This window comes from Marinomonas colpomeniae (assembly GCF_014803385.1).
GTDB classification, from domain to species: Bacteria; Pseudomonadota; Gammaproteobacteria; order Pseudomonadales; family Marinomonadaceae; genus Marinomonas; species Marinomonas colpomeniae.
Genome location: NZ_JACYFC010000002.1, coordinates 218,184 through 240,807 on the forward strand (window position 1 = coordinate 218,184; position 22,624 = coordinate 240,807).

Here is a 22,624-nt window from a genome sequence, read left to right on the forward strand (position 1 = left end):
CAGTATATTGACTTACAAAACAATCAAATAACCAAATCAATCCCAGAGTTCTTCTATTAATTCGTTACTTTCAGGCCGCTATTGAGCCTAGAAACAATACGTTCTTGAGCTCGCTTCAAAAAGTCATTTTGTAATGGTTGAGCAAAAGAACGTGCAATTGCCACGGTACCTACCAAAGACACAACCGTTTCTTCTGCCAATGCTTTGGCTTCTTTTGCGCCACGCTTTTGTAAAATCTCGGTCAGGCGTTCGACTAGGTTATCGAAACACGCTTGATAAGCTTGACGGACTTTTTCTTCTTTGTGAGCTGCATCAGTAACAAGGAACTCCAATGGTGAGGGATGTTCTTTGTCGCTTTTGCTCCAGCTTAAATAACGAATGACGAGCGCCTTAAGATGAGTTTCTTTACTTTCAGTTTGCTTGTCATCTCGAGCCCAGAAACCATGAGAGGTAGCGAATTGCATCGCAGCTTCATACAAACTGCTCTTTCCAGAAAAATGCGCATAAAACGCACCATGGGTCATGTTTGCTTTTTTCATGATTTGTGTGAGGGTGACGCGATCAAAACCATTCGAGCAAAACAACTTTGCTGCGGCTTGTAAAATTCGCTGACGAGTCTGTTCTTTATGCTTTGGTGTGTAAGGCATATTTAGTCTCCTAAATATTATCTTGATCATATAAAGACTCACTCTAACATGAGGACTTTCTTCTAGTCGAATTAGTCGTATCACTGACGTAAGTAAAAGAGGTTTTTATCATGTCACTAGAACAACGAATTGTTATTACCGGAATGGGATTAGTTTCACCATTAGGGTTAGGCGTAGAGGCTGTTTGGGAAAAATTGATTCGAGGTGAGTCTGGTATTCGTACACTACCAACTACCCTTTCCGATGGATTGAATACGCATATTGCAGGACAAGTTCCAAGTCACACGGAACAAGATAACGGATTAAATGAATCTGACTATCTGTCTCCAAAAGAGCGTAAGCGTGTAGATCTGTTTACTCTTTTCGCTCTTGCCGCTGCTGAAGAGGCTTTAACGCAAGCTAATTGGCAACCAAGCACAACGGAAGACCAAGAAGCGACGGCAACTATTATCGCCACTGGAATTGGTGGACTACCGACAATTACTCATGCGCAATCGGTTCTAAGTAATCAAGGGGCTCGTCGTTTATCGCCATTTACTGTGCCGGCTTTTCTTGCAAACCTTGCTGCAGGTAATGTGTCGATAAAATATGGTTTCAAAGGCCCAATCGGCACGCCTGTGACCGCATGTGCTGCAGGTGTTCAAGCCATTGGTGATGCTATGCGTTTATTACGCACAGGCGAAGCAAAAGTTGCTTTAGCTGGTGGAACTGAAGCTTGTATTGACCCTTTATCACTTGCAGGGTTTGGTGCACTAAAAGCGCTTTCGACAAGAAACGATGATCCAGAAAAAGCGTCTCGTCCTTTCGATAAAGGTAGAGAAGGTTTTGTAATGGGAGAAGGTGCAGGATTAGTAGTACTAGAAACGCTGGAACATGCGTTAGCTCGAGGTGCCACACCACTGGTAGAAATCGTTGGATATGGAACCAGTGCTGATGCGCATCACCTAACCTCTGGTCCTGAAAGTGGGGAAGGTGCAGCACGCGCAATAAAAACAGCATTAACCATGGCGAGTATTTCAGCAGACCAAATTGGCTATGTGAATGCTCATGCGACATCTACTCCAGTTGGTGATCGTGGTGAGATTGGTGCGTTAAGACAAATATTCAAAGATAAGATACAGCAAGTCGCTATTTCATCCACTAAGTCTGCCACCGGTCATTTGCTTGGTGCTGCTGGTGGTGTCGAAGCAATTTTTAGTGCTCAAGCATTAAGAACAGGCATTCTTCCTCCTACGCTTAATTTGGAGCAACCAGAAGAAAGTATGGCTGATCTAGATCTTATTCCATTGGTTTCACGTGAAAAAAATGTTGAATACGTTTTGTGTAATGGCTTTGGTTTTGGTGGTGTAAACGCAGCACTTATCTTAAAACGTTACTAAGTTAGTTATATCTTGGATCGCTCATTGCCTTGTATCTGTTAAACTGTCTTTTTAAATGGGCTTAAGCTCGCTTAATGCTTAGGTACTAAAACCTTTTTAGGTTAAGAGACAATCCATGGAGAGAGAATGAGTGCTAAAAACTATTCACTAGGTCAAGTCGGCGACTATGAGATTAAACAGCTAAAGGTGTTTAAAACGGTTGTCGACTGTGGTGGTTTTTCAGCAGCTGAAACGGCTCTCAATATTGGTCGCTCTACGATCAGTCTTCATATTTCGAATTTAGAAAACCGCCTTAATCTTGTTTTGTGTAAGCGTGGCCGAGGCGGATTTTCTCTGACGGAAGAAGGCGAAATCATTTATAAAATGACCGATAACCTTCTAGAGTCGTTAGATGCGTTTCGTACCACGGTGAATAACTTAAACGTTAGTTTGACCGGAAAATTAAGAATCGCTCTCTCTGATGCGATCAGTCTTGACCCTCGTAGTTACTTCCCTGAGCTCATTCAAAGATTCTCACAACAGGCCCCAGACGTTTCTATCACAACGAACGTTGCCTCTATGGCAAACATTGAAAGAATGATTTTGAATGATGAAGCAGATATTGGTTTTATTCCTTATCATCGAAAACTAGAAGGGCTGGACTATGTTCATCTTTATCGTGATACGTGTTTTTTGTATTGCGGGAAGGGTCATGATTTAGTGGCGATGACAGAAGAAGAGCAATCGGAACAAGCAAATACCTATCCAGCAACTCACGCTGGTTTAAAACCTCATGAAGCCATGAGTGAGCAAATATCACAGTTAAAGCTTGCTGCGATTTCTTATTTTTATGACAGTCGTTTAGCGCTTATTTTATCAGGCCAGTACATCGGTTTTTTACCTGAGTTGTATGCTCAGCCTTATCTTGATCAAGGCGATATCGTTACAGTTGCATCCAATACTAGAAGTTATACATTGGGGGTTGCCGTGATCTGCAAGAAAACTTCGCAGCCGAATAAGCCCAGAGAGTTATTTTCAAATGTGTTGCACCAGACTGTAAAAGAGCTAGGGGTTGCACCTTATTAATTAACCATTTAGGCAAGGCTCGTTTCCGGGTATTTAGAATCTACAAAAGGTGTTTTAATAAAATAGATTGAAAAATGCAGAGTGGTCGATAAGATAGCGCTTTCATACGTATTTTAAGAGAGGATTAAAAATTGGCTCAAAAAAGAGCTGTTATACGTCAGAGCTTACCTGATGTTATTACTGCAGATTTACGTAATCGAATATTGTCTGGTGATCTTGCTGAAGGTGAACTTATCCGGCAAGAGCTATTAGCTGAAGAATATGATGTATCTCGAATGCCTGTTCGAGAGGCGTTAAAACGTCTTGATTCAGAAGGCCTGGTTGTATTTATTAACAATCGTGGTGCCACTGTTACTAAGCATTCTTTAGCTGAAATAGCTGAAATTTTTGATGTTAGAATTCTCTTAGAAGTCGATTTGCTTAAAAAAGCCATTCCCTTGATGGAAGAAAATCACTTCGATCTGTGTGAAAATTTACTTGTTGAAATGGAAGCTTCATACGCTGCTAGAAATGTAGCGGATTGGGGGCCATTAAATGCGCAATATCATGGCCTGCTTTATCAGGCTGCTAATCATAAATTAACGATGCAGTTGCTTGATCGAGTCAGTATACAAGCTAATCGTTATGTGAGCATGCATATAGATCAACTAAGAAAAGCGGATAATGCAGAGCATGACCACCGAGAGTTATTACGCTTGGCACGTTTATGTGACATTGATGCCGCAGCTGATTTACTGTGTTCACATCTTGAAAATACTAAATCACAGATACTAGAACTAATTGCTGCAACGAGATCAAAATAAGTACTTTTGTGTTAACTGAATGATGTTGTCAAAATAAGAAGACATCATTCAGTATCCTTCCTTCATATTCTTAATACGCTTTACGTCATCTACTTGCTTGCATGCTCATTATGCTTATACTCTTGTACAATGTGTATTTTTGGATACAATATCCACTAAGAGTTACTTTGAACTAATTTTAATGGAGCAAGAATTACATGACTTTCATGCCACATGGTAAACATCTTATTGCTGGAAAATGGATCACTTCAGAACAGACTTTCGCATCCTCCCCTGCTGTTGGCGAAGTATATGATTTTTCTAAAGGCTCTGTTGTAAATGTTAATGATGCAGTTGAGGCCGCAGAGCTTGCTTTTATTGATTATGGTTATTTATCACGTGAAGCTCGAGCTGATTTTTTGAATGCCATTGCAGATGAAATAGAAGCCCGTGGCGATGACATTACAAAAATTGGTTGTTCTGAAACAGGTTTACCTGAAGCCCGTTTGATCGGTGAACGTGGTCGAACGTGTGGTCAGTTAAGATTATTTGCACAGCATATTATGCAGGGAGAATATCTGGACAAGCGTCATGATGCGGCCTTGCCTGAGCGTCAGCCTCTTCCTAGAAATGATTTGAAGCTAATACAGCGCCCTATTGGCCCTATTGCTGTATTTGGAGCATCTAACTTCCCATTGGCTTTCTCTACGGCTGGTGGCGACACTGCAGCGGCACTGGCTGCCGGTTGCCCTGTTGTTGTAAAGGGTCACAGTGCGCACCCTGGAACAGGCGAAATTATTGCTGAAGCGGTTCACGCTGCTATCATAAAATGCAATATGCCAGCAGGTGTCTTTAGTTTTATTCAAGATAATGGCTATGAAGTTGGTGCTGCGCTTGTACAGCACCCATTAATTAAAGCGGTTGGCTTTACTGGTTCTTTAGCAGGAGGGCGCGCGTTATTTAATTTATGTGCGGCACGTCCTGAACCTATTCCATTTTTTGGTGAGTTAGGTTCAATTAATCCAATGTTTTTGTTTCCTAATGCCGTATCCAATCGTGGTGAGGCGTTAGCAAAAGGCTGGGCGGCTTCTTTAACGATGGGTGCTGGGCAGTTTTGCACTAACCCTGGTGTTGCAGTATTAATTGCTGGGCCTGAAACGGATTTATTTGTGTCTACTGTTGGTGAAAGTTTATCATCAGTACCTACTCAAACCATGCTTACAGATGGCATTGCTGCATCATATCGTGTTGGTCAACAACGTATATCTGCATCAACAGGCGTTCGTGAAGTATTGTCTACCTCTTGTGAGTCTCGCGGTGCAACACCTTACCTTTATTCTGTGACAGCGGCTGAATGGCTAAAAAATAAAGCGTTAGCAGAAGAAGTATTTGGGCCATTAGGTATTGTCGTTTTGGCATCCTCTATTGAAGAAATGTTAGAAGTGGCTAAAAACTTAGAGGGCCAGTTAACCTGTACCATCCATGTTGATGACTTGGACCTTAATGCTGCAAAAAACTTTTTACCTGTACTGGAGCGTAAAGCGGGTCGTATATTGGCTAATGCTTTCCCAACGGGTGTAGAGGTATGTGACAGTATGGTTCATGGAGGTCCTTATCCAGCAACAACAAATTTTGGCGCTACTTCAGTAGGTACCATGGCTATTCGTCGATTCGTACGGCCTGTCTGCTATCAAGACATTCCTGCTGGATTATTACCAGATGACCTTATCTAAGGTCATTATCGTTAGGTAAAGTGTTTAAGAAGCTTAGAGCTATTATTAGTCTGACAGACGAAAAAGCCGTGTTAGTAACACGGCTTTTTTTATGCACCTATTTTTCTTTATGCGTTCTTACGTAAAGCAAGAAGTTCGTCATATAGCTTTCTTGGAATCTCTACGGCATCACGCTTTATATTGTGCTCACGCGCGGCATAACGACGTTGAGATGGCAAACGTGCACCTTGTTCAATAATGTCTGCAAACAGTCGCTCTGCTCTCTCATCATTAGCGATTGCCCTGCCACCGCTTAGTAAATTAGGGTCTATCGCAATGAGTATTTCACCATGATAAGGCGCTTCAGGTTTACCTTCAGCAAACTCCATGCTTTCTTTACTGGTCAGGTCGTCGATAAGAGGCCCTGCAAGCAATTCAATCATGATAGACAATGCTGAGCCTTTATAACCGCCAAAGGTCAACATGGCACCATCCATAGCGGCTTCTGCGTCTGTGGTTGGCTTCCCATTTTTGTCTATTGCAACGCCTTCAGGCAGTGGTTTTCCTGCTCTGCGATATAACTCAATTTCACCTCTAGCAAATTGGCTAGTGGCAAAGTCAAAGGTAAAAGGGTGATTTTCTCTGCGTGGCCAGCTGAATGCCAAAGGGTTCGTGCCTAATGTTCCGCGTGTGCCACCAGCAGGAGCGACCCATGCGTGGCTAGGAACCATGGCTATACCTGCTAACCCTGCTTCTGAAAGCTTTTCGACTTCTGGCCAAAGCGCAGAGAAGTGGTAACAATTATTGATTGCCAGTGCGGCGATACCATTTGTTTTTGCTTTCTCTATCAGCAGTGGAAGTGCTGCTTGCAGAGCAAGTAAAGACATTCCTTTGTTGGCGTTAGCTCGAACAACTGAAGGGCCTGCGTCTGTAATAATCGGTTCTGCTGTACCATCTATTCGTCCAGACTTTATACTGTCAACGCACATAAGCAGACGGTGAAGACCGTGTGAGTGGCAATCATCACGCTGACAGGCATACATTATATTAGTGATAGAATGGGCGTGGTCTTTGTTAAAGCCGTTATCCATGAGTATGGTTTTGCTTAGTTCATACATTTCTGCCAAACCTAGAGTGACATTATCGCTCATACTTTCTCCGTAAATTTTATTGGAAGCGTGTTGCTGAATAAGGTGTCATTGAAATACTAGCCTTCTTCTCTGTCAAAAGATCGCTCACTAACTCTGCGGTACCTGCTGATTGAGTGAGACCTAGATGTCCGTGTCCGAAGGCATAGATTACTCGTTTAGATTGGGTCGAGTAGTCAATTACAGGTAAGCTGTCAGGCATAGAAGGTCGAAACCCCATCCATTGCACTCCTCCTGTGATATTGAGTTCTGGTAAAAAACTGGCGGCTTTGTTAAGCAATACGTCGGCGCGTTTGTAGTTCGGTTTTAGGTCTAATCCTCCGAACTCAACTGCACCACCGACTCTAACTCCTTGACCTACTTTACTAATAACAAAACCGTGATTACTAAAAGTAATGTGGGTTTTGAGGTCGAAAGCATTTGCCGGAAGTGTTGTGTTATACCCTCGCTCTGTATCAAGTGGTAAACTGTCACCAATAGATTTGGCGAATGCTTTTGACCATGCCCCCGCAGCCAGTACTATATGCTCAGTCTCATAATCTTTATCATCGCATTTTAAAACGACACTTTTTTCTTTTAAATCAATAGACTGAATGGACTCTATGGCTATTTCACCACCTAGTTTTTCAAAGGCATTAGCTAAGTGTTGAGTCCATTTTGCAGGATGAACAACGTTTTTCCACTCAGGGGTAAAAACTGCATGAGTAAAACGAGGATCGATACCCGGCTGTATTTTCGCAATTTCTTCAGGGCCTTCTAAGAATTCAAATACCACGCCTAAATCTTGGCGAGTCTTCCAACTAGCAAGACTGTCGTTGAATTCGGCCAAACCTTCATAAAGCTGTAATTGCCCTTCTCGACGAATTAAAGCCTCACCATTCACGGCTATGATTTGACGTTCTAAAGCCGCTTTGGACAAATTCATTAGCTCAGTTTGAGCATTGAGTGCCGCTTGATATTTATCTTTCCAGCTAGCACGCCAAAATTGGAACATCCAAGGAAGAATCTTGAGGGCATAAGTGGGGCATACAGAAAGAGGGCCAAGTGGATCCATAAGCCATTTTGGCGCTTTGCGCATGATGCCGGGTGTAGCAAGAGGAATAACGTCTGAAAAAGCAAAAGCACCAGCGTTACCAGCTGATGTTTCAGAGGCGATACCTTTTCTATCCAGAACCAATACTTGCTTACCTTCTAACTGTAATTTCAGTGCAATACTAATACCGATAATCCCAGCACCAATCACGATAACATCTGGTTTTATTGCCTCGTTCATAGTTCCTCCTTGCGTGTTCTAGGCTTCTAGCACTACGCCATTTTTTAATGGATCGCTTGGGTTAAATATAAGAGTGGCTTCACGAGTAATAAAAGCTTGACCTGTTATAGAAGGAACAATACTAGCCTTGGATGATGAAGAGGGGTTGGTAGACATTTGATAACTCAATGTATAGCCACTGCCAATGGTACTTTCTTGATAAATTTCGTCACCAGCTGAAAGTAAGTTGTCTGCTGCAAGGCATGCTAAACGAGCAGAACTTGCTGTTCCACAAGGCGAGCGATCGTAGGCATCATCAGGACAAAGAACAAAATTACGTGTATGACCTTTTTGAGTAAGTGCTGGGCCATACAAGACAATATGATCTATAATTCCGCTATTGTCTCCAGTAATGTTCTGAGCATAAATGGCTTCTCGAATTGCAATGCCAGTTTCTGTTAAACTACGAATATTATTTGGTAATACAGGTGTTGGACTATCATCGACTAAAAAGAACCAATTACCACCATAAGCAATATCACCTGTTACCTTTCCTATCCCTTCCACATCAACTGTAATGGATTTTTGGAAACGATAGCTGTCTATATTCTTCACTGTGACAGTATTTTTATCACTTAATGTCACCTCAACAATACCAACAGGTGTTTCTATTTTATAGCTACCAATTCCAATTTTTCCGATATAAGCAAGGGTGGCTGCGACCCCAATTGTTCCATGACCACACATTCCAATAACAGCCGCAGCGTCGAAGTAAATGACACCGGTTACACATTCTGGGTCGACAGGTTCAACTAGCAAGACGCCAACCATGGCTTCTTGTCCGTATGGTTCCACGACCATTGAACGATAGAAGTCTTTATGCTCTCTTTCTAAGCATGCTGCGCGCTCTGACAAAGGCCCCGATCCAAGATCAGGGCCTCCTTCAAGAATAACTCTAGTAGGTTCACCTTCCGTATGACTATCTACGATAAGCATTCAGTAATTACTCCACCTTGCTTTGCCCAATCTTGGAACCAAGTTTTGAAAATTGTATATTGATTTTCACAGTAATGACGTTGTGCTGCTGTTAATTCATCTGTTTCATTGAAATGTAAGCGATACTCTTCTTCACCATTTAAGACAAGTAGGTATTTAAAGAATAACACTAACTCAGGACCTTCATCGAAACTAGCGAGAACTGAAAAAGCTTCTTCTAATTCCTGTGTTCTAAGGCGTGCTTCCGCATTTCCAGTCGCTGCTTTTTTTGCTAAGTCACATAGAAGTAGAACTTCTTTTGGTAAGGCGGTACCAATTCCTGTAATGGCACCAACGGCACCACACTTAACAAAACCGTGATACACCGCAGTATCTACGCCGACCATTAACAAAACATCATCGTCTTTTGAGGTGATATTTTCTGCTGCATAACGCAGAGCTTCTTTGCTACCAAACTCTTTAAAACCAATTAAGTTTGAATGTTCTGCACGTAATGTGAAAAATAGCTCGGCACGAGTCTCAAATCCGTAAACAGGACTATTGTAGATAATGGCAGGTACAGAAGGAGCTGCATCTAGAATGGCTTTGAAGTGGTTTTTCTGTGCCGAGATTACTGAGCCGCGAGATAAAACGCGAGGAATAACCATCAATCCTGCTGCGCCAACTTTTTCAGCGTGTGCTGCATGTGCAACGGCAGATTTTGTATTAATGGCACCGGTACCAACAACAACAGGTATACCTGCATTGACCAGGCGCTCAACCCCTTCCATTCGTTCTTCGTCAGTTAATAGTGGCCAATCTCCCATTGATCCACAATAAACCACAGCAGACATCCCTGCTTCTATCATCTGCTTGCCTTTTTTTACTAGGGCATCGTAGTCCGGGGTGCGATCTGCTTTACATGGTGTCATTAGGGCGGGTATTACGCCGTTAAAAATGTCTGTGTTCATTATGAAGGCCTTTGTTATTTGTAGGATATTGGATACAAAATACATTTAGGTTTGATTAGCGTCAATAGAGGCGCTGAAATTAAACAAAGGAAGTTGTACATATTTAAAGCAATAATAAAAAAACTGTACTTATTAGGTGTTTTTATAGCATTAGGAGTTGATGTTAGCTTCATGCGATAACCAATTCACGAAAGCTTCTATTCTTGCTTTTCTAGAAGAGTTTTTAGAGTAATTTACATAGAATTCTATGCTATTTTGTAAGGTATTTGGAAAAAGGTGTATGAGTGTTCCTTGATCAAGTTCTTTTTGTACCATGAATTTTGGGCATAGAAATACACCATGACCTGCTTTTACTGCATTAATACCCATGTACCAAGAGCTGACTTCTGTCCACAGAATGCCTTTACTGTTTAATGATGAAATATGCTGCTCTGCGAACCAAGTCATCCAGCGATAGGCTGGTAGATCTACTTGTATCAACCAACACTGCAATAAGTCGGTAGGTTTTTTAAGAGATCTTCTTGCGGCCAATTCAGGTGAGCAGATCGGAATCACTTCAGAAGACAAAATTAGACTTTGTATTGTGTTGTCTTGGATATTAACTCTATTATCAATGCTTATATCGATTGAACCTGAATGAAGATCCTCCCTTTCATCCGATGAAAAAAGTTTAACATTTACTCCTTGGTGCAAATCTGAAAAACGCCACAGCTTTGGCATTAGCCAAAGAGACACGAAGCTTTGCAAACCTGATACTTGGAGTGTTCCCTCAAGGGGTTCAAGCTTAACGCTTTCTAAGCCCTTTCCTATATGATCAAACGCTAGTGATAAATGTTCCGCCAGTGCTTGCCCTTGACTGGTTAAGCGCATTTCTCGACCAGAACGATAAAAGAGTGCAACACCAAGGTATTCTTCTAACAATCGAATCTGTTGGCTAACAGCTGCTTGTGATACATGAAGTTGTTCAGCTGCTTTTGTATAACTCAAAGTCTGGCTTGCAACAGAAAAGTAATGAGATGCTTTTAAGTGTGTAACGCGATAGCTCATAACCTATTCCTCATAAATCATTTCCTATAAGATTTTCTAATCCTATGTGTAAGAAAACACCATTCGTTTTTACCTTTTTTTAACGACAAAATAAAGTTCTTATCAAGAGGAAGTAAGAATATGTGGATTCTATTAGTGTGGCTGAATGAAAAGGCAATGAATGGCTATAAATCTTTAAAATTAGGCCATAAAAAGCGAAAATCTAAAAAAGCACATATTCAACAAATGATGCTTTCTCGTAAGCTTCCTGAATATTTACGTCGGGACATGGGACTTCCACCTTATAGTTCACGACATGAAAATGATAAGAGACAGCCTTAAGCTTATCTAATGATTGTCTGTGCTTTTTAGTGACTTAGAGCTGTTAACGCTTGGCTTACCTGTTATAGATATATAAAAAAATGGACGAATAAAAAAAGCCACTGTGTTTATGCAGTGGCTTGAGTGCAAGAATGTTTCCTGCCAATGGGAGGGGTTAACGCCAATAAGCGCTACTAACGTTTAAACAAGTTCTTTAAAGCAGCGTTTGAATATGTCCATGCCTTCATCAATGATATTCATTTCAATCGTCAAAGCTGGTAAGAAGCGAATAACGTTGCCACGAATACCACAAGACAAAAGTATCAGGCCATTTTGCGCTGCTTTTGCAGACAAGGCTTTGGTTAGTTCTGCATTTGGTTTATTCGCATCGCCATCATGAACAAGCTCCATCGCAATCATCGCGCCTGCATTACGAACGTCACCAATTAGTTGTGGATATTCTGCTTTCATTGCCGTCAGATATTTAACGAAGTGAGTACCTACTTCTGTAGCACGAGCGCACAATTGTTCTTCTTCAATCACATCAAAAACAGCCAGTGCCGCAGCACAGCCCACAGGAGAACCACCATAAGTACCGCCTAATCCACCAGGAATTGGAGCATCCATAATGTCAGCTTTACCAACGACAGCAGCAAGAGGGAAACCGCCAGCAATGCCTTTGGCTGCGGTCATTAGATCCGCTTCAATGCCTGCTTGCTCATGGCAAAATAGTGTTCCAGTACGCGCAAAACCAGACTGAATTTCGTCAAGGATTAGTAAAATTCCGTGCTCATCACAAATCTTACGTAAAGCTTGTAAGAACTCAGCAGGTGCTTGATAGAAACCACCCTCGCCTTGGACAGGTTCGATCAAAATAGCCGCAACACGAGACGCTTCAATGTCGCATGTGAAGCGCATTTTAAGCTCTTCCAAAGATTGCTCAATACTGATGCCATGGTATTCATTTGGGTAAGCCACATGAAATATGTCGCTTGGGAAAGGACCAAATCCAACTTTGTAAGGGTTCACTTTACCAGTCAGCCCCATCGTCATATTGGTACGACCATGGAAGCCGCCATTAAACGCGATAATGCCAGGGCGACCGGTATAAGCACGAGCAATTTTCACGCAGTTTTCTACTGCTTCCGCACCCGTTGTCACAAAGATGGATTTCTTTGGCGTGTTTCCCGGTGCAGCGGCGTTTAGCTTTTCAGCCAAAGCAACGGCAGACTCATATGGGCTCACCATGACGCAAGTGTGAGTGAAGCGTTCGACTTGTGCCTGTACCGCGGCTTTTACTTTCGGATGATTGTGACCCGTATTGACTACGGCAATACCAGCACCAAAATCGATGTGACGATTGCCTTCAACGTCCCACAACTCGGAGTTAACGGCTCTATCAACATAAACTGGCGCCATGTTACCTTGGCCGCGAGCCATCGCGCTTTCTTTGCGCTTTTGTAGATCTGCGTTTTTCATGTATTTTCTTACCTATAAATGGATGAATTTATGTTGTTCGAGTTACTTAGAGCGGTTTACGCTAATCCACCGATGCACATGTATTTGATTTCGACGTATTCATCGATACCGTACTGAGACCCTTCACGACCACTGCCGGATTCTTTCACTCCACCAAATGGTGCTACTTCAGTCGAAATAATACCTTCGTTAATTCCCACCATGCCGTACTCTAATGCTTCGGATACACGCCAGATTCGAGCGATATTTTGGGAATAGAAATAAGACGCCAAGCCAAATGGGGTATTGTTTGCCATGGCAACCGCTTCGTCTTCTGTTTTGAAACGGAACAAGGGTGCGACAGGGCCAAAAATTTCATTAGAGAAAATCGCCATGTCGTCAGTAACATTCGTCAATATGGTTGGCTCAAAGAACTGAGAACCGACACCTTTAGCGGCAGAACCACCAATCAAGACTTTCGCACCTTGGCTAATTGCACCTTGGACTAACTCTTCTACTTTGTTGATCGCGGCTTGGTTAATCAGTGGACCAATATTAACGCCCTCAACAAAGCCATCACCTGTTTTGAATGTCGCTACACGAGCGGCCAGTTTTGCCGCGAAAGCATCATAAACGCTGTCTTGAACCAATATACGGTTGGCACAAACACAGGTTTGGCCTGCATTACGGTATTTAGAAGCAATAGCGCCTTCAACTGCCGCGTCTAGGTCTGCATCGTCAAAGACAATGAAGGGTGCGTTGCCACCTAATTCCATCGACGTACGTTTCACGGTTTGCGCACACTGAGACAATAAAAGTTTGCCCACAGGCGTTGAGCCCGTGAAAGACAATTTACGAACAATTGGGTTACCTGTTAAAACACCGCCAATGGCTTTTGCGTCTTTACCCACCACGACATTTAATACACCGGCTGGAATGCCTGCTTGGTGAGCCAGTTCGGCCAGCGCCAATGCACACAAAGGCGTTTCGTCAGATGGCTTGATGACAATCGCACAACCAGCAGCTAACGCTGGACCCGCTTTTCGAGTAATCATCGCAATGGGGAAGTTCCAAGGCGTAATCGCGGCAACAACACCAATGGCTTGTTTGATGGTTAAAATACGTTTGTCTTTCGCAAATGTTGGAATCACATCACCATTTAAACGGCGTGCTTCGTCAGCAAACCAATCAATAAAAGACGCACCGTAAAGCACTTCGCCTTTGGATTCTGCAAGTGGTTTGCCTTGCTCCAACGTCATCAGCTTCGCCAAATCGTCTTGGTTGTCCAGAATCAACTGATTCCAACGACGCAGCAAAGTAGCACGTTCTTTTGCGGTTCGGCCTTGCCATTCTTTCTGTGCTTTTTCTGCTGCCTCAACGGCTTGAGTTGTTTCATCTGCACCCAAATCGGCAACATCAATAATGTGCTCGCCGTTTGATGGGTTCGTAATGGGAAAGGTCTTTCCTGACACAGCAGTAACCCATTCACCATTAATGTAAGAATGGCTTTTCAGTAAACTAGGTTGAGACAGTAGTACTTGCATAAAAAACTCCAGACTGAACGAAAGAAAGAGAACCAGTAAACGCCTTTTGCATTTGGTTGTCTCTTCATATTAATTGATAGTAAGCAAAGGTCGAACGATGAAAAATGGTAGGCAATCAATTTAATGTTTGATGTGCTTCAAACATTAAACTCTGAGAAGTAATGTGAAGAAGTTAACAGGTTAACCTTCTCCAAAGTTAATTGATGTTCTTCTGGCAAGACATATCATTTCCCCCTGTAGATATTAGCTGTACACCATCGCTATGCCTCTGTTGGAATAGGGTTGATAATTTCCTTTTACAGTCTTCCTTATTTATCCATTACTTTTATGACAACAGATTACGAGAAGCATGAGTAATCTATAAAATAGGAAGAATTAACTTGATGTAGCTCGGTTTGGAGAAAGTATTTGCCATATTTAGAACAGTTTATGCAGCAGTGGAAAGCGTATTTGTTAAGCGAGTTTACCGTTTATGGGCTTGATTATAATGAAACCGATAGCAGCGAAGATTTTGATATTAAAACGAATTCGCTGGTTTATTTCGGTTGGTTGCGTAGGACGTTTCAATCGACAAATAACATGGATAAATCAAGAGATGATGTCGTTTGGATTATGCTAGAAAGGCAATTAAGAGAGCTCGCAAAGAAAGCTGAAAAAGGCAGTGCTAACTTAGTTTCTAAGATGTGTTTTGATGAAAGGCAAATTCAGATTATCCTCAATTTTAGCTACGATGATGAGCAACATATTATCTATGTAAGCTGATCTCACTTTTTAATTAAGGTGAGCAGTAAGATCAGCACATATCAAACAGGTCTATTTAGCTTTCTTTGCTTTCTTATTCGGTAAATCTGTAATGGTTCCAGCGCCCAGTTCCGCAGCGAGTCCAACTGTTTCATGTAAGCTTGGGTGGGCATGAATGGTTAAAGCGATATCTTCTAGTGTTGCACCAAATTCAATGGCGAGAGTCAGTTCACCGAGTAATTCACCTGCGTGAGAACCAACAATACCAGCGCCTAATACGCGTTCTGTTGCTTCATCGTAGATGAGTTTGGTTTTGCCTTGAGTCACGCCGGAAGCAATCGCCCGACCACTTGCACTCCATGGGAAAACAGCCGTTTTGACTGGAATTTCTTGTTTCTTCGCTTCGGTTTCTGTTAAGCCAACCCAAGCAACTTCTGGAAAGGTGTAAGCAATAGAAGGAATGGCAAGCGGTTGGAAATCCACTTTATGTCCTGCAATTACTTCGGCTGTAATATGGCCTTGATGAGACGCTTTGTGAGCAAGCATAGGTCCGTGAGTCACATCGCCAATAGCAAAGATATTGGGTACAGATGTTTTACCTTGGTCGTCTGTTAAAACAAAGCCTCTTTCGTCTAGTTCAACGCCTATCTCCGCAATACCTGCCGTGCGACCATTTGGAGAACGACCAACAGCCACCAAGACAGAATCAACAGCCAGATTACGTTCCCCGTTTTTGTCTTTAAGTGTAATGTTCAAGGCTTTTGGGGTGGCTTTGATATCAATTACTTGGGTTTGAGTTAGGAACGTCATGCGATCTTTATTGGCTTGTTCAAAAACTTTTACTAGATCTTTGTCTGCCCCTGTCATGATTTGATCACCTAATTCCGCAACAGTTATCTTTGATCCTAATGATTGATACACAGTCGCCATTTCTAAGCCAATAATCCCACCGCCGAGTACCAAGAGGTGTTTTGGAATATTTTCAAGTTGTAAGGCGCTGGTAGAGTCTAGAATGCGTGAATCGTCATAAGGAACGAAAGGCAATTTAATTGCGCGGGAACCGACGGCAATGATGGCATTTTTAAATTCAATTTTTTCTTCTTTGCCTTCTTTGGTCACAATGATGGAGTTGGTTGAATCAAACTTACCTTCGCCATGAAGTACGGTGACTTTCCTTCCTTTTGCCATCATGGCGAGGCCGCCAGTTAATGTGTCTACGGTGGATTGTCTGTGAAGTCGAACATCGTCTAGATTTATGGTTGGTTTAGTAAATTGCACGCCATGCGCTGGCTCATCGGCCATAAGAATTTTCCCTGCCACATGCAATAAGGCTTTGGATGGTATGCAGCCGACATTCAAACAAACACCACCTAAAGCATTATGGCGCTCGATCATAGCAACGTTTAAACCTAAATCTGCTGCGCGGAAAGCGGACGCATAACCACCAGGCCCACTTCCTAATACCACAAGATCGTATGTCATTTTTACTCTCCTCAAATCGGGTTTCGTAAGGTAGTTATATTCTACCTATCTCAAGATAGGTAGAATATAACTTGTGGATTTGTGTCAGGTCAATAAAATACCTATCACTAGATAGATAAAACATGCGTAGAGAGAAAATGGCTTCATGAGCAAAGCAAAATTTGATACTAAATCTAAGATTCAGGACGTAGCTGAGCGTTTTATTATTCAAGGAGGATATGGAAATTTTAGCTTTCGAGACATAGCAGAAGCGGTTGGTATAAAGAGTGCGAGTGTTCACTATCATTATCGAACTAAAGGTGATTTGGTTGCTACTGTAATGGCTCGTTATACCCATACCTTTTCTTTGATGCTGCCAGACCCTCATAATGAAGAGCTTGATGCCAAGCATCTACTGAATAGTTTCATTGACGGATTTAAAGACAAGATTGTTACTAACGGCGATATGAGTTTGTGTACTATGCTGACATCAAATAAACCAATTTTACCTGAGCCCGTTTGCGATGAACTGGCTGTATTTTATAAGGTAAAGTTAGATTGGGTGACGCAAGTTTTAGTACGTTTAGAGCAGGTCACTGAAGAGGAAGCCTTGATTAAAGCAAGTCAGTTGCTTGCTTGTCTGCATGGTGCCTCCATTTTGGTTCAAGGCACCAATGATCCGACTTTTTTTGATCGAGCTCTGTCTTATTGGAAAATTGCTTATGTTTAACTGTAGCACTATAAAATAACCGCCTCCTTGGGTAACATGATTGTTAATAAAAAACTAAGAATTAAAAAATTCACTAAAAAAAGAAAGATAATGAGCTTACAAGATAAAAATCTACATAATCCTAAGTTTACATGGAGTTTTCTTGCGCCGAAGTTTTGGCTTACTTGGTTGTTAATGATGTTTGCATTTATATTGGCGTATGTTCCTTTTCGACTCCGTGACAAGCTTGCAAAGAAAATCGTCCCTTTTGTTATCAATAAAAAAAGCAGTGCTCTAAAACGTGCTCGCTTAAATCTTCAACATTGTTTCCCAAATAAATCGTTAGAAGAACGAGATGTCATGTTACGTGATAGCTTAGGCACCGCCATTCAGTTTTGTTTTGCTTATGGTGAATTGTTTGTCCGTAGTGAAAAATATAAAAAAAATCGGAATGAAGTGATTGGGGGAGAAAACCTATTCCCTTTGTTAGACCGGGGTGAAAACGTTATTACATTAGTACCTCATTGTTGGGCGATTGATTACACTGGGTCAATGTTGGCATCACTTGGGTATACGATAACAACCATCATGAAGCCTCAAAAAAATCCATTAATGGACTGGATTATGCACTCCCAGCGTATGCAATATGGGCGTGGTGTTGTTTATCCTCGAAGTGCAGGAGTAAAACCTTTCTTACAATCCGTTAAAAAGGGTTACGTTGGTTATTATTTACCAGATGAAGATTTAGGTGCACAGCACTCTGTATTTGTTCCTTTCCTTGGTGCCGAAAAAGCAACCATGAAAGGGTTAGGTAAACTAACTAAATTAACGAAAGCCCATATTGTTCCTATGTTTCAAGCTTATAACGACAAAACAGGGAAATATGAGTTACATATTTTTCCCGCGCTTGAGAACTTTCCTACAGGTGACGATACCCAAGATGCTATTTTGATGAACCAAGCATTAGAAGCCATGATCGAAAAACACACGGAACAATATATGTGGATTTTGAATTTGCTACGAAGTCAGCCAGATGGTAATAACCTGTATTAGTAACAAAGAGTTAAGTTAATGATATTTTTAAGTATTCGATCCAATGGAACCAGTCATGCCTGAGCATTCAATGCAGCCCCAGAAACTAGATATCTTCGCGGTAAAAAATTATTTATTGTCTCTTCAAGATCATATTTGCTCATCGTTAGAAAGTTTTGAACCAGAGGTGCGTTTCAAAGAAGACGCTTGGGATAGAGATAACGGCGGCGGTGGCCGAACCCGTGTTATTGCTGGCGGTAAAGTCATCGAAAAAGGAGGCGTGAATTTTTCACACGTTATGGGCGATAAACTCCCTCCTTCTGCTACGGCAGATCGACCTGAGTTAGCGGGCGGTCGTTTTGAAGCCATGGGGGTTTCTCTTGTCATTCACCCGAATAATCCTTTTGCACCAACCTCTCATGCTAACGTGCGTTTGTTTGTTGTTTATAAAGACGGCATGGAACCAGTTTGGTGGTTCGGTGGTGGTTTTGATCTGACGCCTTATTATGGCTTTGATGAAGACTGTATCCATTGGCATCAAGTATCGCGAGATGCGGTTGAGCCATTTGGCAAAGGTTATTACACACGTTTCAAAACATGGTGTGATGAATATTTTTACTTAAAACACCGTGGTGAACCGCGAGGCATTGGCGGCCTATTCTTTGATGATTTCAATGAAGGCAGCTTTGAAGACTGCTTCGCTATGATGCAGTCTGTAGGGAATAGTTTCACGAAAGCCTACACACCGATTTTAGAACGCCGCAAAGATTTACCTTTCACAGAACAACAGCGCGACTTCCAATTGCACCGCCGAGGCCGCTATGTGGAATTTAATTTGGTTTTTGACCGTGGAACGCATTTTGGTTTGCAGAGTGGTTTAGGCCGTACCGAGTCTATTCTTATGTCATTGCCTCCAGAGGTACGTTGGACATATGAATACCAAGTTAAGCCAGACAGTGATGAAGCTCAATTGACAGATTATTACTTAACATCAAAAGATTGGCTGCAATCATAAATACAATAAAAAAAAGAGGATATGTTTTGGATCAATACGCCGTATTTGGTAACCCTATCGCTCACAGTAAATCCCCAGACATACATATGCACTTTGCTGAAGAAACGCAGCAAAATATAAGCTATTCACGGATTTTAGGCGACGATGTTGAATTTGAAAACCAAGTTCGAGATTTTTTTGCGAACGGCGGGAAAGGGTTGAATGTCACAGCGCCCTTTAAAGATCGAGCTTTTGCTATGTGCGACATTCTGAGTCAACGAGCGAAAAAAGCCGGCGCTGTAAATACCTTGCTTATGGGTAAAAATGGCGACCTATTTGGCGACACAACAGATGGTGTTGGCATGGTACGAGATATCATTGATAACCATAAACAGGTTTTAAAAGATAAACGTATTTTGATTATTGGTGCTGGTGGTGCAGTCCAAGGCATTTTAGATAATGTGCTGGCAGAGAATCCAAAATCTGTAACCATTGCGAATCGAACAGTTGAAAAAGCGCAAGCTTTAGCCGAAAAGTTTGACTGCTTTGGATCTTCTTTTGAAGACTTGGAAGGTGCGTTTGATTTGATTATCAATGGTACATCCGCGAGTCGCTCTAGTAGTTTGCCGCCTTTAAAAGATGAACTAGCGAACGAGAAGACCTGGTGCTATGACATGACCTACGGAAAAGGCACGACCATTTTTTTACAATGGGCTATTGATCATGGTGCAACCGGTGCTGACGGTTTGGGTATGTTGGTTGGCCAAGCGGCGGAATCTTTTTACATCTGGCGACAAGTTCGACCAGATATGACTCGCTTGCTAAACACTATGCGCACAGAGCTTGAAGGCTAATTTAAAAAAACTGGCTGAAATTTGAATATTAAAAAGTAAGGTTGAAAGCGATGAAAGCGCAGTGGTTTAATTCTGTAGATCAAATAGGCGAAGCCAAATGGCAAGCGGCTATTGGTGAAACACGTTACCCGTTTGCGCAGTTTGCCTTTCATAAGGCGCTTGAACAAAGCGACAGCATTGGTGATGGAACAGGTTGGTATTCTGAATACTTATTCGTTATAGACGATGATGACGAACCACTAGCAATTGCACCAACCTATTTGAAAACCCATTCCCAAGGCGAGTTTGTGTTTGATTGGTCATGGGCGGATGCGTATCAGCAACATGGTTTGCAGTACTATCCAAAACGTATTTGGGCGATTCCTTTCTCCCCTGCTACTGGTCCTCGTATTTTTTCTCATCTTGATCCACAAGGCGATGATGTTGCATTTTCTCATCTGTACCCAGCGTTAGCGGAGCTGATGACTCAAGCGAACCAAGAGAGAGGTTTTTCAAGCTGGCATTTGCTTTTTACCAAAGCAGAACATGCAGAGTTGTTTCTGAATGGCAAAGGCCTTGAAAATGACAGCCTGCCAAATAAAAACCTTCTACATCGGATTTCCTGCCAGTTTCATTGGTTCAATCGTGATTATCAGAACATGGAGGATTACTTTTCTCACTTCTCTAGTCGCAAACGCAAGGCGGCTCGGAAAGAGCGAGAAAAAGTCATTGCTCAAGGTGTTACTCTAGATCGCAAATTAGGCAGTGAACTAACATCAGAAGAGATTGATTTTTTCTACATGTGTTATCAATCGACCTACGCCAAACGAGGTCAGCGTGGCTATTTGACGCGAGAGTTCTTTGGTTTGTTAGCAGACACCATGGGCGAGCAAATTCTTCTGGTACAAGCTTATAAAGACGGCGAGCCGATTGCCGCGTCTTGGTGTTTCTTTGATGACCATTCACTTTTTGGGCGTTATTGGGGCTGCATGGAAGAAGTCGATTGTCTGCACTTTGAAGCCTGTTATTACCAAGGAATTGAATTCTGCTTAGAAAAAGGGTTACAGAATTTTGATCCTGGCACACAAGGGGAACACAAAATAGCGCGAGGTTTCGAGCCTGTTTTTAGCCACAGTATCCATCATATCGCACACGATGGTTTTCGTGAGGCGATTGGGCGTTTCTGTGAGGAAGAAGCAGAAGCGGTACGCGGATACCATCAAGATACCCGCGCACTTTTACCTTTCAAACAGTCACCTTCTAAACAAGACAATTAAACATCTTGGTGTGGACCGAACAATTCGTAATGAATACGATCAGCTTGCACTCCAAGTGTTAGTAGCTGTTGTTTTACAAACATCATGAAACCCAGTGGCCCACATAAGTAAAACTCACCATCTGCAATAGGTAGATCATTTTTGATGGATTCTAGCGTCATGTTGCCTTCGTAAACGCCTTCTTCTGTTTTATCTGTCTTTTCATACCAAGTATGTACGCTCAACGGCAAAGATGTTTTCAGGCCATTCACATGCTCTTTAAATGAATGCTGGCTTGGTGCTGCACAAGCATGTAAGTAGTTGATTGGCTGTGCGTAACCTTGTTTTGCGAAGGTATCCAACATGGCTTGCATCGGCGTTAAACCTACGCCGCCAGAGATTAGAACAACAGGCTTTTGCTTGTCTTGGAAGCTAAAGTCACCTGCTGGTGGCATTAACTCAACTTCGTCGCCTATCTTTAGGTGATCATGAAGGTAGTTAGACATAACACCAGCAAGATCTCCGCTGCCTTCACGTTTCACACTGATACGGTAAGTTTCGCCATTCGGTGCTGTAGACAAAGAGTATTGGCGAATTTCTTCGTATTGGTTGCCTTTAGGATGCAGTTTTACCCCTAAGTATTGCCCTGGAAGATAGTCAATGACAGCTTCTCCATCGACAGGTGCGAAAACAAAACTGGTGACCAAATCAGATTCTGGTGTTTTAGAAACTACGTTAAAGCGACGGAAGTCTTTCCATCCGCCAGTCTGTGCTGCGCGTTCTTCATAAAGGTCCTTTTCTATCTTGATGAAGATATCCGCCAATTGTCCGTAAGCGGCCACCCAAGCCTCTTCTACGTCCTTGGTAAAAGCGTCAGGCGCTAATTCACGTAGAGTTTCAATCAAGTGATGACCAACGATATCGTATTGATCTGGCTTGATGTTAAAACTGGTGTGTTTATGAGCGATACGCATTACGGCGCTCGTCAAAACTTCTAAGTTATCAATGTGTGTCGCATAGGCTGCAATCGCATTAAACAAGGCGGCTGGCTGGCGTCCTGTTTTTTGGTGAGTCATGTTGAATACGTCTTGTAACTCAGGGTTATGAGTAAACATACGCTTGTAGAAATATTCTGTAATAGCAGGCCCTGCAGAGGCTAATAATGGAATGGTGGATTTTACAGTGTCTATATGTTGTTGAGATAACATGGCGCTTCCTTAGTAATCGATGTAATAAACAGTTCGTTTTAATGTCTTATCGTTGTTATTGCGAAGTTTGTGCCAATTAAAAATAACTAATAAAAACATGTGCTTATGGG

Annotated in this window: 21 protein-coding genes; 11 read left to right on the plus strand and 10 right to left on the minus strand. The window is 42.2% G+C overall.

Going from position 1 to position 22,624, the window contains the following annotated elements; genetic code table 11:
- Window positions 1-56 precede the first annotated feature (56 nt).
- Complete coding sequence (locus tag IF202_RS06195; RefSeq protein WP_191594021.1) at window positions 57-647, minus strand: TetR/AcrR family transcriptional regulator; 591 nt, start codon at window positions 645-647, stop codon at window positions 57-59.
- A 110-nt stretch (window positions 648-757) separates the two neighbouring features.
- Between IF202_RS06195 and fabF the strand changes: the two genes are divergently transcribed.
- From fabF to IF202_RS06215, 4 genes are all read left to right on the plus strand, one after another.
- Entirely contained in the window at window positions 758-2,026 is a 1,269-nt protein-coding gene (gene fabF / locus IF202_RS06200) for a beta-ketoacyl-ACP synthase II (RefSeq protein ID WP_191594022.1), read from the plus strand.
- 126 nt (window positions 2,027-2,152) lie between these two features.
- Window positions 2,153-3,091 carry a LysR family transcriptional regulator gene (locus IF202_RS06205; RefSeq protein ID WP_191594023.1) on the plus strand — a complete coding sequence of 313 codons (939 nt, stop codon included), beginning with the start codon at window positions 2,153-2,155 and terminating at the stop codon, window positions 3,089-3,091.
- Between the two features lie 131 nt (window positions 3,092-3,222).
- Window positions 3,223-3,894, plus strand: a complete 672-nt coding sequence (locus tag IF202_RS06210; RefSeq protein WP_191594024.1) for a GntR family transcriptional regulator — start codon at window positions 3,223-3,225, stop codon at window positions 3,892-3,894.
- 197 nt (window positions 3,895-4,091) lie between these two features.
- Window positions 4,092-5,606, plus strand: coding sequence for an aldehyde dehydrogenase (NADP(+)) (locus IF202_RS06215; protein WP_191594025.1), 1,515 nt, complete (start codon window positions 4,092-4,094; stop codon window positions 5,604-5,606).
- A gap of 107 nt (window positions 5,607-5,713) precedes the next feature.
- Here the strand turns inward: IF202_RS06215 and IF202_RS06220 are convergent, their stop codons facing one another.
- From IF202_RS06220 to IF202_RS06240, 5 genes are all read right to left on the minus strand, one after another.
- Entirely contained in the window at window positions 5,714-6,736 is a 1,023-nt protein-coding gene (locus IF202_RS06220) for an Ldh family oxidoreductase (RefSeq protein ID WP_191594026.1), read from the minus strand.
- Between the two features lie 16 nt (window positions 6,737-6,752).
- Window positions 6,753-8,006, minus strand: coding sequence for an NAD(P)/FAD-dependent oxidoreductase (locus IF202_RS06225; RefSeq protein WP_191594027.1), 1,254 nt, complete (start codon window positions 8,004-8,006; stop codon window positions 6,753-6,755).
- Window positions 8,007-8,024: 18 nt separating this feature from the next.
- On the minus strand, window positions 8,025-8,981 hold the full coding sequence (locus IF202_RS06230) for a 4-hydroxyproline epimerase (protein ID WP_191594028.1): 957 nt from the start codon (window positions 8,979-8,981) through the stop codon (window positions 8,025-8,027).
- Window positions 8,969-9,931 carry a dihydrodipicolinate synthase family protein gene (locus IF202_RS06235; RefSeq protein WP_191594029.1) on the minus strand — a complete coding sequence of 321 codons (963 nt, stop codon included), beginning with the start codon at window positions 9,929-9,931 and terminating at the stop codon, window positions 8,969-8,971. The genes IF202_RS06230 and IF202_RS06235 overlap by 13 nt, the downstream gene beginning before the upstream one ends.
- Before the next feature lie 150 nt (window positions 9,932-10,081).
- Window positions 10,082-10,978, minus strand: a complete 897-nt coding sequence (locus IF202_RS06240; protein WP_191594030.1) for a LysR substrate-binding domain-containing protein — start codon at window positions 10,976-10,978, stop codon at window positions 10,082-10,084.
- A 120-nt stretch (window positions 10,979-11,098) separates the two neighbouring features.
- Here IF202_RS06240 and IF202_RS06245 point away from each other — a divergent pair, with 120 nt between their 5' ends.
- Entirely contained in the window at window positions 11,099-11,299 is a 201-nt protein-coding gene (locus IF202_RS06245) for a hypothetical protein (RefSeq protein WP_191594031.1), read from the plus strand.
- Between the two features lie 180 nt (window positions 11,300-11,479).
- Here the strand turns inward: IF202_RS06245 and gabT are convergent, their stop codons facing one another.
- Together gabT and IF202_RS06255 are read right to left on the minus strand one after the other, a co-directional pair.
- Complete coding sequence (gene gabT / locus IF202_RS06250) at window positions 11,480-12,757, minus strand: 4-aminobutyrate--2-oxoglutarate transaminase (RefSeq protein WP_191594032.1); 1,278 nt, start codon at window positions 12,755-12,757, stop codon at window positions 11,480-11,482.
- A gap of 56 nt (window positions 12,758-12,813) precedes the next feature.
- Window positions 12,814-14,280, minus strand: coding sequence for an NAD-dependent succinate-semialdehyde dehydrogenase (locus tag IF202_RS06255; protein WP_191594033.1), 1,467 nt, complete (start codon window positions 14,278-14,280; stop codon window positions 12,814-12,816).
- 408 nt (window positions 14,281-14,688) lie between these two features.
- On the opposite strand from IF202_RS06255, the gene IF202_RS06260 reads away from it, so the two are divergent.
- On the plus strand, window positions 14,689-15,042 hold the full coding sequence (locus IF202_RS06260; RefSeq protein ID WP_235963342.1) for a hypothetical protein: 354 nt from the start codon (window positions 14,689-14,691) through the stop codon (window positions 15,040-15,042).
- A 51-nt stretch (window positions 15,043-15,093) separates the two neighbouring features.
- Here IF202_RS06260 and lpdA read toward each other — a convergent pair whose 3' ends face one another.
- Window positions 15,094-16,503 (minus strand): dihydrolipoyl dehydrogenase, encoded by a 1,410-nt coding sequence (gene lpdA / locus IF202_RS06265; RefSeq protein ID WP_191594034.1) that lies wholly within the window; start codon window positions 16,501-16,503, stop codon window positions 15,094-15,096.
- A 145-nt stretch (window positions 16,504-16,648) separates the two neighbouring features.
- Between lpdA and IF202_RS06270 the strand changes: the two genes are divergently transcribed.
- From IF202_RS06270 to IF202_RS06290, 5 genes are all read left to right on the plus strand, one after another.
- Window positions 16,649-17,212: a TetR/AcrR family transcriptional regulator gene (locus IF202_RS06270; RefSeq protein ID WP_191594035.1), complete on the plus strand. Its 564-nt coding sequence runs from the start codon at window positions 16,649-16,651 to the stop codon at window positions 17,210-17,212.
- Window positions 17,213-17,302: 90 nt separating this feature from the next.
- Window positions 17,303-18,244: a lauroyl-Kdo(2)-lipid IV(A) myristoyltransferase gene (lpxM, locus tag IF202_RS06275; RefSeq protein WP_191594036.1), complete on the plus strand. Its 942-nt coding sequence runs from the start codon at window positions 17,303-17,305 to the stop codon at window positions 18,242-18,244.
- A 55-nt stretch (window positions 18,245-18,299) separates the two neighbouring features.
- Window positions 18,300-19,238, plus strand: a complete 939-nt coding sequence (gene hemF, locus IF202_RS06280) for an oxygen-dependent coproporphyrinogen oxidase (protein ID WP_191594037.1) — start codon at window positions 18,300-18,302, stop codon at window positions 19,236-19,238.
- 26 nt (window positions 19,239-19,264) lie between these two features.
- Window positions 19,265-20,071 carry a shikimate dehydrogenase gene (gene aroE / locus IF202_RS06285; protein ID WP_191594038.1) on the plus strand — a complete coding sequence of 269 codons (807 nt, stop codon included), beginning with the start codon at window positions 19,265-19,267 and terminating at the stop codon, window positions 20,069-20,071.
- Between the two features lie 50 nt (window positions 20,072-20,121).
- Window positions 20,122-21,327 carry a GNAT family N-acetyltransferase gene (locus IF202_RS06290; protein ID WP_191594039.1) on the plus strand — a complete coding sequence of 402 codons (1,206 nt, stop codon included), beginning with the start codon at window positions 20,122-20,124 and terminating at the stop codon, window positions 21,325-21,327.
- Here IF202_RS06290 and hmpA read toward each other — a convergent pair.
- Window positions 21,324-22,514, minus strand: a complete 1,191-nt coding sequence (gene hmpA, locus IF202_RS06295) for an NO-inducible flavohemoprotein (protein ID WP_191594040.1) — start codon at window positions 22,512-22,514, stop codon at window positions 21,324-21,326. The two genes, IF202_RS06290 and hmpA, sit on opposite strands and share 4 nt — an antisense overlap.
- Window positions 22,515-22,624 lie beyond the last annotated feature (110 nt).